The organism is Psychrobacter sp. Marseille-P5312, from assembly GCF_900291405.1.
GTDB lineage: Bacteria > Pseudomonadota > Gammaproteobacteria > Pseudomonadales > Moraxellaceae > Psychrobacter > Psychrobacter celer.
In genome coordinates, this window is sequence record NZ_OLML01000001.1 from 192,454 (window position 1) to 205,287 (window position 12,834).

Annotated in this window: 8 protein-coding genes, 2 tRNA genes and 2 pseudogenes; 4 read left to right on the plus strand and 8 right to left on the minus strand. The window is 47.1% G+C overall.

All coding sequences use genetic code 11. The annotated features are described in order from the left end of the window. Positions 1–56: 56 nt before the first annotated feature. Positions 57–653 carry a DUF411 domain-containing protein gene (locus C6W44_RS00840; protein WP_413772326.1) on the minus strand — a complete coding sequence of 199 codons (597 nt, stop codon included), beginning with the start codon at positions 651–653 and terminating at the stop codon, positions 57–59. Between the two features lie 257 nt (positions 654–910). On the opposite strand from C6W44_RS00840, the gene C6W44_RS00845 reads away from it, so the two are divergent. Together C6W44_RS00845 and C6W44_RS00850 are read left to right on the plus strand one after the other, a co-directional pair. Beyond that, positions 911–1,621, plus strand: a complete 711-nt coding sequence (locus C6W44_RS00845; RefSeq protein ID WP_105243849.1) for a heavy metal response regulator transcription factor — start codon at positions 911–913, stop codon at positions 1,619–1,621. Continuing rightward, positions 1,618–3,099: an ATP-binding protein gene (locus C6W44_RS00850; protein WP_105243850.1), complete on the plus strand. Its 1,482-nt coding sequence runs from the start codon at positions 1,618–1,620 to the stop codon at positions 3,097–3,099. Before C6W44_RS00845 ends, C6W44_RS00850 begins: the two co-directional genes overlap by 4 nt. 147 nt (positions 3,100–3,246) lie before the next feature. Here the strand turns inward: C6W44_RS00850 and C6W44_RS00855 are convergent. The 4 genes and pseudogenes from C6W44_RS00855 to msrB all read right to left on the minus strand — a co-directional run bounded on the left by C6W44_RS00855 (position 3,247) and on the right by msrB (position 4,337). Continuing rightward, a tRNA-Asp gene (locus tag C6W44_RS00855) sits at positions 3,247–3,323 on the minus strand. A 49-nt stretch (positions 3,324–3,372) separates the two neighbouring features. After that, positions 3,373–3,448 (minus strand) — tRNA-Val (locus C6W44_RS00860). A gap of 300 nt (positions 3,449–3,748) precedes the next feature. Then, a pseudogene (locus tag C6W44_RS13725) lies at positions 3,749–3,915 on the minus strand (glutathione peroxidase); the annotation flags it as partial. Further along, positions 3,912–4,337 (minus strand): peptide-methionine (R)-S-oxide reductase MsrB, encoded by a 426-nt coding sequence (gene msrB, locus C6W44_RS00870; protein WP_100749890.1) that lies wholly within the window; start codon positions 4,335–4,337, stop codon positions 3,912–3,914. The gene msrB and the pseudogene C6W44_RS13725, both read right to left, overlap by 4 nt. Positions 4,338–4,869: 532 nt before the next feature. Here msrB and C6W44_RS00875 point away from each other — a divergent pair. Further along, a complete protein-coding gene (locus tag C6W44_RS00875) occupies positions 4,870–6,513 on the plus strand; it encodes an aminotransferase class I/II-fold pyridoxal phosphate-dependent enzyme (RefSeq protein WP_105243851.1) in 1,644 nt (547 codons plus the stop codon). Positions 6,514–6,581: 68 nt separating this feature from the next. On the opposite strand, the pseudogene C6W44_RS00880 reads toward C6W44_RS00875, so the two are convergent. From C6W44_RS00880 to C6W44_RS00890, 3 genes and pseudogenes are all read right to left on the minus strand, one after another. Continuing rightward, positions 6,582–7,678 (minus strand): annotated as a pseudogene (locus tag C6W44_RS00880) (RNA-guided endonuclease InsQ/TnpB family protein). 233 nt (positions 7,679–7,911) lie between these two features. Next, positions 7,912–9,519, minus strand: a complete 1,608-nt coding sequence (locus C6W44_RS00885; protein WP_105243852.1) for an inorganic phosphate transporter — start codon at positions 9,517–9,519, stop codon at positions 7,912–7,914. Between the two features lie 418 nt (positions 9,520–9,937). After that, complete coding sequence (locus C6W44_RS00890; protein ID WP_105243853.1) at positions 9,938–11,593, minus strand: ATPase; 1,656 nt, start codon at positions 11,591–11,593, stop codon at positions 9,938–9,940. 516 nt (positions 11,594–12,109) lie between these two features. On the opposite strand from C6W44_RS00890, the gene C6W44_RS00895 reads away from it, so the two are divergent. Next, on the plus strand, positions 12,110–12,826 hold the full coding sequence (locus tag C6W44_RS00895; RefSeq protein ID WP_105243854.1) for an FFLEELY motif protein: 717 nt from the start codon (positions 12,110–12,112) through the stop codon (positions 12,824–12,826). The last annotated feature ends 8 nt before the right edge of the window (positions 12,827–12,834 follow it).

Consider the following 12,834-nt stretch of genomic DNA (forward strand, 5'->3'; position numbering starts at 1 on the left):
AAGATGACTCGTACTAAGGAATTAATAAATACTAAAATCTCTAAAAACGCTTCAAACTATAGTTGCTGCTGCGGCGACTCAACTTGTGCATAAACCGTGCTGCTACCGTCTTTGTTAATTTGCATGATTCGATACGGATCAAATCTGTTTTGATACTCCATACCTGGACTACCCATAGGCATACCCGGCACCGCAAGGCCAATCGCCTCGCTTGGTGGGTTTGCTAAAAACTGCGCCACATATTTGGCCGGGACATGACCTTCAAACACATAACCATCACTCGTCACTGTAGTATGGCAAGAGCGCATATTATCAGGCACGCCGTAGCGCTGTTTAAACACCGCCAAATCGCTGACATCTTGCCCGTTTGCCGTCATACCATGATCCTCGGCATGACCGATCCATTCTTTACAGCAGCCACAATTGGCATCTTTGTAGACGGTGGCCGAGACGTTTTGTAAAATGGTGGATGACGGCTGCAGGTCTGATGCCTTTGTATTTGACGCTGGGCTTATAGCCTCTACTGGTACTTGTGTGCTCGCCGTCGTTTGCTTATCAGCTGCATCGACATCTGGCTGACTACAAGCCATCAGCCCAACGCTCGCCGTCAATAAAACAACGCCACCCAACCACTTATGGTCTGTATTAAACATCATGCTTTTATCCTTTTTTATCCCATTGCCTTGTATCAGATAATACTGTAGAGCGGGCGGCCTTTTACTAAGTCAACAGCCGTTATAAATGCAGCGGCCGCCGATGCCGTTCATAGCCTATATACTAGCGACCCCATTCTGACCGGCAGATGACATGCAGATGACAATCCTGTCATCTTTGCCACCATCGATGTTCATAGCAAACAGAATCCTTTAGTATGGCCTTATGCTATGAACCTAATCTGCGAGGTGAGATGATGAAGGTATTATTGGTAGAAGACGAGATCAAACTTGGCGAGTATATAAAAAAAGGACTGACAGAAGCGGGGTTTGTCGTTGAGCATCATACAACGGGTCTAGATGGCTATCATGCACTCATGACCGATGAGTATAGCGTGGTGCTGATGGATGTCATGTTGCCTGATATCAGCGGCTTTGAGCTGATACGCAATTATCGCGCTGCCGGCAAGCAGACGCCTGTGCTGTTTTTGACCGCAAAAGACGAGTTAAGCGATAGAGTCAAAGGCATCGAGATCGGCGGCGATGATTATCTGACCAAACCTTTTGCCTTTGCCGAGCTGATCGTGCGTATAAAAAGCCTCTTGCGCCGCGCCAATCAAGCGGACTATAACAGCACGATATTACAGATAGCAGACCTACAGATGGATATCGCCAAGCGCACTGTGCATAGAGGCGATACAGCCATTAAGCTGACGGCCAAAGAGTTTGCTTTGTTGCAGTTTTTATTAGAGCGCCGAGGTGAGGTGCTCCCGCGCTCTGTCATCGCCTCACAAGTATGGGACATGAATTTTGATAGTGATACCAATGTCATCGATGTGGCCATCAGACGCCTACGGCTCAAAATCGATGATGACTATGAGACCAAGCTGATTCACACCGTGCGCGGTATGGGATATCGCTTAGATGCGGCAGATACTGCCATAGCAGAGACGGATAACGCGCGATGAAATACCGCTTTGATAATCGGCGCTTACCACTATTATGGCGTACGATTTTTTTATTGACGATCGTTGTCGTCATCTCCCAAATCGTTATTTATATTTGGGTACAACGCTCGGTCAGCGGCCACTTTGAGCAAATGGACTCAGAGATCATCACACATGCTGCCTTTAATTTGCGCAAACGTGCCGATTATTTCAATGAACGCACGACGGCGACTTTGCCATTGTCCTCTACGCCTTCAGCGCCACTTTATCCTGATGACCTGCACGCCTCATGGTCAGACTATAATCTAAAAATCCTAGTGATTGACAGACAAGAGCATCGACTGTCCAGTGCGCCAAGTGGCTTTAGCCATGAGCTGCCCGCGGACTTTGACCTTTGGTCATTATGGCAAACGCATCGCGAGCAGCAATTTGTCACCAAAATCAACGACCGAAACTACCGCGCGGTGCTCATCAAAGACGAGCAGATCCTCGCCTTGATTGCCTTACCAATCGATGTCCATCATCAGTACCTTTTACAGTTCAATCGTCAGCTAAGCCTGATTTTACTTGCGATTACGTTGTTACTGGTTTCTGTTGCGGCCCTGAGTGTCTATTGGGGATTTGCGCCCTTATCCACCATTGTACAAAAGATGCAAGGCATCAATCCAGAGCGCTTGGATGAAAGAGTGAGCGTCAGTGACATGCCGCGCGAGCTACGGCCTTTGGCCGAGTCTTACAACCTCATGATGAGTAAACTTGAGGGTAATTTTGCTTCATTACTGCGGTTTTCGGACAATATCGCCCACGAGCTGCGCACACCGCTTGCCACCCTTGGTACACAGACCCAAGTCATGCTGAGTAAACCTAGAAGCCTTGAGGAATATACCGAGCAGCTCCATCATCAGCACGACACACTCCAGCAGCTATCAAGCCTCATCAATAATATGCTGCTGCTCGCCAAAACCCAAAAAGGGCTAAATGACTCACAGCTTGCGCCAGTAAATACTGAGGAGTTGATCATAAAACTACTGGATTATTTTGAGTTGATAGCCGAAGACCGCCACTTACTCTTTAAAAAAACAGGCAGTTTTGAGGTGGTATTGGGCGATGAAGGTCTGCTACAAAGACTGTTTGCCAACCTTATGTCAAACGCCATACATTACGCCGCCAGTGACAGCGTCATTAGCGTCGACGCTGCCATCGAAGGCCCATCGGAGCTGCAACCTATCAAACCCTCTAATATCAGTACAGCTCATCGGTCAGCGCTCATTATTACCATTACCAATCGCATGGCGCAGCCTATCAGTCAAGCAGAGGCAGACAAGCTGTTCGAGCGCTTTCATCGTCACCATACCACTACCAACATGCATGCTGGATCGGGGCTGGGGCTATCTATCGTACAAGCCATCGCCCAAGCCCATGACGGTACTGTCAGCATTCGCATCAGAGATCATGAGTACTTTGCCGTGAGTGTTAAGCTGTATCTGGCGCAATTATAGTGGAGTCCAAATACATCAGCTATGGATACTTGTCTTTTACCAACAGATCTTCTACCAACAGATTTTGCAGACACAAAAAAACCCCAAACAATGTAATGTTTGAGGCGAAACTTGCTTAAACCCAAAGGTTTAAATTCGTTTTAAATATGGCGCAGCGGACGGGACTCGAACCCGCGACCCCCGGCGTGACAGGCCGGTATTCTAACCAACTGAACTACCGCTGCTTAGGTCGTCTTAGCATCTTGCCTTTATAAAGACCCACTTGCTAATAAGTGGTGGGTGATGACAGGCTCGAACTGCCGACATTCTGCGTGTAAGGCAGACGCTCTACCAACTGAGCTAATCACCCTGAGAAGCGTTAAAAATTGCACTGCAACTTTATCTTCGCAAGAGAATCTCCCTTACTTAAAGGGAAAATTCCAACAGAAACTGACTGATTAAAGCCTCGCTCTGTGGGTGTGTATTATATAGATTTACACATGGCTGTCAAACAGTATTTTGCCTTTTTTTCATGATTTTCTTTTATTTTAAAAAAACAATCAGCAAACCTATGTTTTTATTGATTTTATATTTTTTAAAATTTACAGATATTTCTTATATTGACGCATTTTGGATGGACAGCGTGGCTCACTATCCCATGTTATCCATGAAAATCCTGACCTTTATACTGCGGGCACAACCCCTCTAGCCCTTCAAACTGCGGGGTAAATCGGCACTTGCTGGCCGTATTGACAACCAGCAAGACTTTTTTATATCAAAAAATGCTGGCGCGATGCCATTCATACGCTCTGCGGTAAAATCATACAAGCAGGTTATTTTGCAGATTTATCCAAATCAATAGAGACCGAGTTGATACAGTAGCGCATACCTGTCGTCTCACGCGGTCCATCAGGGAACACATGACCCAAGTGCGCGCCGCAGTTGCTACAGGTCACCTCAGTGCGGCGCATACCTAATGAGTTGTCTTCATGCTCATCGATAGCGGCATTGTCGATACCTTGATCAAAGCTTGGCCAGCCGCAGCCTGCATCAAACTTGTTGTCAGCATCGAATAACTTTGCACCGCAGCCTTTACAGCGGTAGATACCTTCGTCATTGACATCATTATAAACGCCAGTAAACGGACGCTCCGTGCCTTTTTCGCGCATCACATGATACTCTTCGCTACTCAAACGCTCGCGCCAGTCAGCGTCGGTCAATTGACTGATTTCTTCTTTGCTAAGTTGGTTGTCTTGCATGGTTTATCCTTATTTATCGGTTTTGTCTGATTTTTTGTGATTAATCGCTATAACATTATCTCGCTATAAAACCACCAAAATACAGAGCCAGTTAAGCCCATGATAATAATAACGATGCTGTGTATTTGTTGATACAACCAGCATTATTCAAGGTGTCTACTACAACAATATCATTCTACCCCTCAAGTCTGATGAGCACTGTAATAAAAATGATAAGAAAGCAGCGCTTCTCCCTTTGGCGACCTATAAGCGTCTTATATTTTATTTTTATATAGTCAAATTGGCTAGGCGAATTGGTCATGTTTTAAAAACCGGACAGCTTGGCAAAAGCTACAGATATACTCAAGGCACAGCGTAAAGATATATTTTGCAAGTTATTCTTGCATTGTAAAATAAACCAATAGATACGGCTTGCATTGATAGATAAAATGCAATAATATCTTGCATTGAGCATTAAACATTTATGCCCCGCAATCACAGATTTACTGATGCGTAAGACTCGCACTACCACATATATATAGGCTTAAACGTAATGGCTGATAACAATAAAAAGAGCACTCAGGCTGAGCGACTGGTGCAGCTGCGCCGTGATAAAGGGCTGACCGCCGAGCAGCTAGCCCAAGCGATGACTGCCGCTGGCGCTAAGGTCAGTCGCGGCGCTATCTCTAACTGGGAGCGTGGCACCAACGGTATCGTCTCATCCAAGCTGCCGACATTGGCACGTATTTTGGGCTGTAGCGAAGGGTATTTGCTGCGCGGTGAGAGTGCAGCTAATACAGAGCTGCCATGCCCTAGCAGCGCCCCTGAGGTAGTGATGGCGCAATCCGGAGGCCAGTATCGCGCGTTAGACGAGCATATCAGTCAATCCCAAAAACCGATCAGCCAAGCTGATGCAGCCATGACACAAGCTTCTTCACCAACCAACCAGACAAGCGATCCCTTTATGAATACAATAAAAAAGTCTGACAAATTACAAAACGTCTGCTACGACATTCGTGGCCCCCTACTTCAGACTGCCAATAAAATGGAAGCAGAAGGCAAACGTATTTTGAAGCTCAACGTTGGCAACCCTGCGCCCTTCGGTCTAGAGGCGCCGCATGAGATTTTGCGCGATGTATCAATGAACCTGCCAGAGGCGACTGGTTACTCAGACTCGCAAGGGATTTTTTCGGCGCGAAAGGCCGTGCTGCAATATTATCAATCAAAGGGGCTGCTCTCTGCCGTCGATGTGCGCGACGTCTATCTGGGCAACGGCGTGTCTGAGCTGATTGTGATGACCATGCAGGCGCTGATGAATGATGGAGATGAAGTACTGATTCCAATGCCAGACTATCCACTGTGGACGGCCGCTGCAAATCTGGCTGGTGGCACTGCTGTCCATTATCGCTGTAATGAAGACGATAACTGGCACCCAGATATCGAAGACATCAAATCTAAAATCACGCCCAAAACCAAAGGCATCGTCGTGATCAACCCCAACAACCCCACAGGGGCACTCTACAGCAACGAGCTGCTACGACAGATTATTGAAGTGGCCAAAGCGCATAATCTGATCATCATGGCTGATGAGATTTATGATCGTATTCTGTATGATGATACCGTGCATACACCGATGAGCACGTTGACGGATGACGTGCTGGTACTCTCCTATAATGGTCTCTCAAAGTCGCACCGTATCGCAGGCTTTCGTGCCGGCTGGATGCTGGTTTCAGGACAAAAGCAACACGCCGCCGACTTTATCGAAGGCTTAGATATGCTGGCGTCCATGCGTTTGTGCTCCAACGTCCAAGGCCAGTACGCGATTCAAACGGCGATGGGCGGCTACCAAAGCATGAAAGAGCTGACCTCAAAGACGGGGCGCTTGTACAAGCAGCGTGAAATGGCCGTCACTCGCCTCAATGCCATTAAAGGCATTTCTTGCACCATGCCGCAGGGCGCGTTTTATTGTTTTCCCAAAATGGATCCTGAGGTTTACCCTATCGAAGACGACATGGCCTTTATGATGGATCTACTAGTAGAAGAAAATGTCCTGATGGTACAAGGCACCGGGTTTAACTGGGACAAACCTGACCACTTCCGCTTGGTATTTTTGCCCAATATCCATGACTTAGAAAATGCCATGGATCGCTTGGATCGCTTTTTTGCCAAAAAACGTCAGCAGTTTGGTACGGATTAGTCCCATCCACTATCTGTGACTGAGCGCCAAGATAGGATAGGTTCTACATTTTTGACTTCCTCCCCTCCCTAAACGGAGGGGATTGCTACTAAAGACGGCCAAGCCCGACCGCGAGAATGTTTTTTGCTCCATTAACGTCACGTTGATGGGTCGTTTTACAAGAACGACAAAACCATGCTCTTATACCAATACCTGATCTACCTTTCGGACTGTCTTGGCGAGAGCCGCAATTTGATCAGGTTTGGGTGCTGTACGCTTCATTGACTTCGATATAGTGGCAACCTGCGTTCGCGCATTTATAATCCAGTTGCCGTTTTATTTCAAACCAACCAGCGTCATAGACGGATTTGGCCAGTTTGGATGAAGTGAATGATGTTGATTTAATCTTACCAACAACGATTAGGCTGTTGGACTTAACAAGCTTTAATGTGAATTTATGAATCAGATCTTGACGGGTGTTTTTAATCTTGGCGTGAATCGCCTTGACCCGCTTTTTATTCTTGGCTCTTTGGGCGGTGGCCAGTTTTTCGGCGTATTGATGAGTGACTTTGATTTGTAGCTGATCACCATTACTACTGACTGCTGAATCCTTGCAGCCTAGATCAATACCGACTTGGCCAGTACCGCACTTAATCTTTGGAAATTCTTTGACGGTGATACAGGCATACCAGTAGCCGCGATTGTCTTGCACTAGCTCCAGAGTATTGATGCTGTACAGGGCTAGGTTATAGCTGTCCCATAGATCTATAGTAAGTTTTTTGCCTTTAGCGAGGCTTAGCTGAATAGTAGATTTAAGGCTTTTCTTGCCTGATTGACGGGTTGCTAAGTGCTTAATGGCTGTCTTTTTAAAGGGAATCCATCCCAAGCTTCTTCTCTTGGCCTTTGGGTTGTTGGTACGCCAGTTGAGTTTGGCTTTTTTGAATTGTTTACGAGCCTTGGCATGGGTCTCAGAGATGGCTTGCAAGGTTTGGCTGTGCAAGTTTAAATACTCGCCACTGCCTTTGGTATAAGCGGCCAAATCATAAGCTGAAAAGAATTTGCCTGTGCGCTTAAGATGTTTAAAACTTAGCTCATTGACGTAATTCCAGACAAAGTTAACCGCCCCAGCTAAGATATTGAGCTGAGTGGCGTGTTTGTCTTTGATGCGTAGCTTGAGCGTTTTCATGGAATAATTATGATCTCAATGGGTTTGGTTATCAAGGGGTTCGCCATACTGGGCGACAATGACTGACGCCTGATATCCACGCCCTAGAAGGATGTGGTTTTACGGCGTTAGATGATAAAAAAACGCTTATCGGCATTAGGCTGATAAGCGTTTTTTATGAGAGTGTGCTCGTGCACAACACTGGCCACCTATCTGCATGCGTATCTTTGCATGATGGTTGCCGCTTTTGTTGGTTAAAAGATATTTATCAGAACCACATAGCTTATCGCAGACATCGTAGCGGCAGCTGGTAAAGTGACAACCCACGCCAGACCAATTGGCTTCATCAGCGCCCAATTGGTGTCTCTGTTGACAATACCAATCCCCAATACCGCACCGACCAACGTATGCGTACTCGATACTGGCAGACCCATGGTCGAGGCACCCATCACGACGGCAGCGGCGGCCAACTCTGCCGAAAAGCCAGAAGCTGGATGCATTTTTGCCAAATTGGTACCGACGGTTTGAATGACTTCTTTACCAATAAACCAAAGACCGACGATCAGCGCCACCCCAAACGTCAACATCACCGCTGGTGGCACTGCCGCTTGTGAGGCAATCTCATTGGTACGGATGACATCCATAATGGCCGCAAACGGGCCGACGGCGTTGGCAATGTCGTTTGAACCATGACTAAAGGCAAAAGCGGACGCCGTAAATACTTGCATCCAGCTAAACATAATAAAGGTCGCTTTGGTCAAATCCTCTTTATGCTTACCGCGGATACTTTTGGTATAGATAAAGGTGGCCAACCAGACCAAGGCGGCAATCATGCCCATGATCAAAAAACCTTGTAGCGTCGTCAGGCTATTATTGACGTTTTTAAGACCTTTAAACACCACCAAAGACGTCATAATCGCGCCGCCAAGCGCGGCAATCATCGGCACCCATTGCTTGAGTGCTTTTAGCGTATCTAGACTGCTACGCTCATTTTCGATCTCATACAGCTTTTTGTAATAGTCCGTTTCTAAATCTTCGACGACACAATCATCATCTTTGTAGATTTCTTGGTCGCGCAGCATCGCTGAGGTATAAGCCAGCTGCTCCGACTCGGTCAGACGCTCCAGATACTCTTTATGGTTTTGTTTTAAGACTTTTTTACTGGCTTTTAATTCACCAATATGAGCCTCGGTTCTATCATTATACTCGATGATGTTTTTCTTGATTTGACCGTACAATATATAGGCCAAGATACCGCCCAATAGAGGCGATAGCACCCATGAGATGGCAATGGTGCCAACCGTGCCCCAATCGACTGTCGAGAGTGCCGTCGCGCTGCCACCCAAATCAAAGCCCAACACGATAGAGCTACCAACCACCCCGCCGATGATAGAGTGCGTGGTCGATACTGGCAGGCCTTTGCGCGTGGCAAACAACAGCCAAAATGCGGCCGCAACCAGAGCTGAGAGCATGACGTAAATGAACTGGTTGGGCGTGACGGTCAGACCATCTAAGTCTACGATGCCTTTGCGGATGGTGTCCGTCACTTCCCCGCCTGCCAGCACTGCGCCGGATACTTCAAATATCGCGGCAACCCCGAGTGCTTGCGGGATGGTCAACGTCCCTGCACCCACCGAGGTGCCAAAGGAGTTGGCAACATCATTACCACCGATATTAAATGCCATAAAGACACCAAAAGCGGTGGCGACAATAAATAGCGTCGTTTGTTGACGCATTGTGTAATCTAGACCCCACCATAAAAAGTAGGCGGTCATCGCAATCAGTAAAATGGCAAAAAATAGATTTATTCTCATAGAGCCGACTGATTTGACGGGCCCTGTAGAGCTGCTGCTAATACCCATACGTTGATACGTCCTGCGTAAGCTGATTGAAATTATATGCGATTAAAGACAAGCGTGCCAAAGGTAAAACCCTTAATGCAACATGTCACAAAGCCGCAAGGGGTATTGCTCAATCGTCTGATTACAGCATCTTGCGGCTTAGATTTTTTGTGATGATAATGTTAGCACTTGATAACTGCTAATTATGATAAGCGTTGTCAGAGCTGTGATGGTCGGTGTATTACCAAAGGCACCAATACAAGGTCACAAGACTCTATTTGCTACGTTTTGTTGGGTGTAGCAAGAAACGTTACGCGCCTATTATATTCAATATAAGCACATAATGCATGATGATATTACAAGATTTGTAACTGCTCATGGTTAGGGCAGATGATACCGTGTTTACCTGCACCATTATACGCTTATTTACGCCATACGCCTATAGTGACGATAGTTGTTCGATGGCATGATCCAAGACTTGCAAGCGCGCTTGGCGCTTTTCGTTGGTGGCAATAATGCACCATGGTGCCTTGTCTGTGTCTGTCCGTGCCAGCATATCAGCAGCCGCCTGTACATACCCCTCCCACTTATCGCGATTGCGCCAATCATCCTCCGTCAGCTTATACTGCTTGTGCGGTGTCTGCTGGCGTGCCTCAAAGCGCTGTAGCTGCTCTTTTTTGTCGATGGCCAGCCAGTATTTTATCACCAGCGTGCCCGCATCAGCTAGGTCGGCCTCAAAACGGTTGATTTCGTCATAGGCACGCTGCCATGCCGCCGCGTCAGCAAAGCCTTCGATACGCTCAACCAACACTCGCCCGTACCAAGTCCGATCAAAGATAGCAATACGGCTGATGCGGTCAGTGTGCTCGTTGGGCAGTTTATGCCAAAAGCGCCACAAATAAGGATGCTGCAGCTCATGAAGCATCGGTGCCCCGATATTATAAATCTGATACTCGCGCGGATCGAGCGGCGCCACCAGCCTTTTGATCGCCCCGCCCTTGCCAGCGGCATCCATGCCTTCAAAAGCAAAGACGACATGCCGACCGTTGCGCGCACGCAGTAGCGCAGCCAAACGCGCTTGCTTGGCCGCCAGCGCCTCTTTATAGTCAGACTTGTCTATTTTTGTGCTAGGGATATCTTGTAGCTGATTGGGAATGGCGACTGGCACGAAGGGGCTGGGATGAGACTTTGCCTTAGTGTCATCCTTAGTGTCATCCTTCGTCTTGCTACTTGCCAGCGCTTCTTGCATGGCGTGCAGCACCTCATGACAAAAATGATCGGCGGCAGCAGACTTGTCCTCCCCATCGATGATGACCCAGTCTGGTTGTTGTCTAAGCAGCGCGGTGGCCACCTCATTGAAGGTATCGACTACTTGTCTGTCGTGCCAGTCCATTTGATACAAAAACTGTGGGTCTTCTGTTTTGTCCGTCAGGCGTTTTTGCAACGTATCGACATCGACATGAAACCAGCACTTAAGCAGTCGCGTTTGGTTGGCCGCCAAATCCTGCTCAAAGGCAGTTAGTTTCGCCAGTTGCTGCTGTAGGTAGTCTTGCCACTTGGTCGTCATACGAGACATCAAAGATGACGGCACATCGTCTTGTTTGTTTTGACTCTTTGTCCCAGCGGCTGTTTCGGTAGTGTCTTTTACGCAAGTCATACGCATGACGTCATACAGCAGGTCAGCATACCAATTCCCAAAATACACCATCACGTCACCGTGACGTGGCAACACGTTGGTATGCGTTTGCCAAATCGGCTGATAGTCCAGTGGGCAGTCGCCAACGGTCGCCTCGACTTTTAGTAGCCGCGGATCTACCCAGCCTCTTAACTGCTTGACTGCTGTGCCTTTACCAGCTTGCTCCATCCCGTTGACCAGTACCAGCAGTCCTGTGGCTTTGTCATGGGTAGGCGGGCTTTGTTGCCGCGTTGCTCGCAGGGCGTATTGCGCCGTGACCAATGCCAGTCGCAGGGCATCTTTGTCCATAGAAAACTGGCTGAGCGGATTGGGTTTGAGACGCTGGCTGATGATTTTTTTATCAGCTGGCGTGCGTCCATCTGGTGCACTCTGCTCTGCGGCATGGTTATTTTTTGACATCGCATCCTCCGTCCTAGTTGGTTTTTCATAAGCTCATCTAATGCTGATTCATTGCATCAATCTTGCAAAATTTTGAGCCATTTTTATACTAGCACTCAGCCAATAGACTAAATAACGTTGCTATGTAACCATTTGGGTAACAGTTTGGCATTTGTATTCTGTTTTATTTTCTTTTAAGGTGAACACTTTTTACGATACGTCCGTTTGCTACAGGCTGTCATTTAGAGATACGTAAGATATAGCTGCGTCTAAATAAATCAGATACATAGCTATAAAGCCGCTTTATAAAAAGTTGCACGTTGATATGAGCGTATCGATTTTATAGCGAATTGACCGTACTGCTTGTTGACCTTGTCTTTATAATGGCGGTATTTTCATACGGTTTTTAAAATATTTATAGCGTTTTAAAAATTATTTTGCGCACAAAACCATTAAAATATGTCACTGACAGACAGGTAACACCACGCCATTTATCAGCACTTTGATAATATTATTGATTTTATAGGATTGATTGCCATGACCGCTTTAGCCAACTTACAACAACACTTGAACCGCTTTTGGGCGCTGCCCTACCATCAAGACGATGCCCTAAACAATAAACTAAAAGACGTACAGTCATGGCAACAAACGCGCATCAAACACACGCACCATGAGCTGTTTTCTCAGCCCAAAAACCAACTGATGGCTGAGTATTTTTTGACCCAGCTATATGATGGCGGCGATGAGTTTAAGCTACTGGCCAAACAGTTGGAGCGCATTTTACCCAAAGCGCAAAAGCTTGAGCGCTTGGCAAAAGAGTCGGCGCTAGAGGCTGGTAGTATGGGCATTCAAGCGGCGATTTTGGCGATTGAGCTGGATTTGCATTTGGCGCAGTGGTTACTGACCCAAGAGTTGCCAGTGACCGAAGACAATATGCTGGCCGCCTATCGTGCTGTCGATGAAGCAGAAGCACGCCGCGTCCAAATCGCCAACCTCAAAGACGTCTGTTATCGCACAGACAAACATTTAAACTCATTTATGCTCAAAAAAGCCTTTGCCTTAGCCAAAGGCACCGCCTATCGCTATAATTTTCAGCCACTGTATGATTTCATTGACACAGGCTTTCAGGCCATGAAACCACTCAAAAGCGTCAGTCATTTTATCGAGCCATTTTGCCAGCAGGAGCTTTTGATTATCGAGCAGGTGCATGTCGCGGATAATGACGATAAGCCAATGCGGTTTGGTGTATCATAGACTGATAG

Excerpts from the sequence above, each read along its gene's own strand:
- C6W44_RS00875 (WP_105243851.1), top strand. The coding sequence starts at position 4,870 with ATGGCTGATAACAATAAAAAGAGCACTCAGGCTGAGCGACTGGTGCAG.
- C6W44_RS00840 (WP_413772326.1), bottom strand. The coding sequence starts at position 653 with ATGTTTAATACAGACCATAAGTGGTTGGGTGGCGTTGTTTTATTGACG.
- msrB (WP_100749890.1), bottom strand. The coding sequence starts at position 4,337 with ATGCAAGACAACCAACTTAGCAAAGAAGAAATCAGTCAATTGACCGAC.
- C6W44_RS00850 (WP_105243850.1), top strand. The coding sequence starts at position 1,618 with ATGAAATACCGCTTTGATAATCGGCGCTTACCACTATTATGGCGTACG.
- C6W44_RS00890 (WP_105243853.1), bottom strand. The coding sequence starts at position 11,593 with ATGTCAAAAAATAACCATGCCGCAGAGCAGAGTGCACCAGATGGACGC.
- C6W44_RS00895 (WP_105243854.1), top strand. The coding sequence starts at position 12,110 with ATGACCGCTTTAGCCAACTTACAACAACACTTGAACCGCTTTTGGGCG.
- C6W44_RS00845 (WP_105243849.1), top strand. The coding sequence starts at position 911 with ATGAAGGTATTATTGGTAGAAGACGAGATCAAACTTGGCGAGTATATA.
- C6W44_RS00885 (WP_105243852.1), bottom strand. The coding sequence starts at position 9,519 with ATGGGTATTAGCAGCAGCTCTACAGGGCCCGTCAAATCAGTCGGCTCT.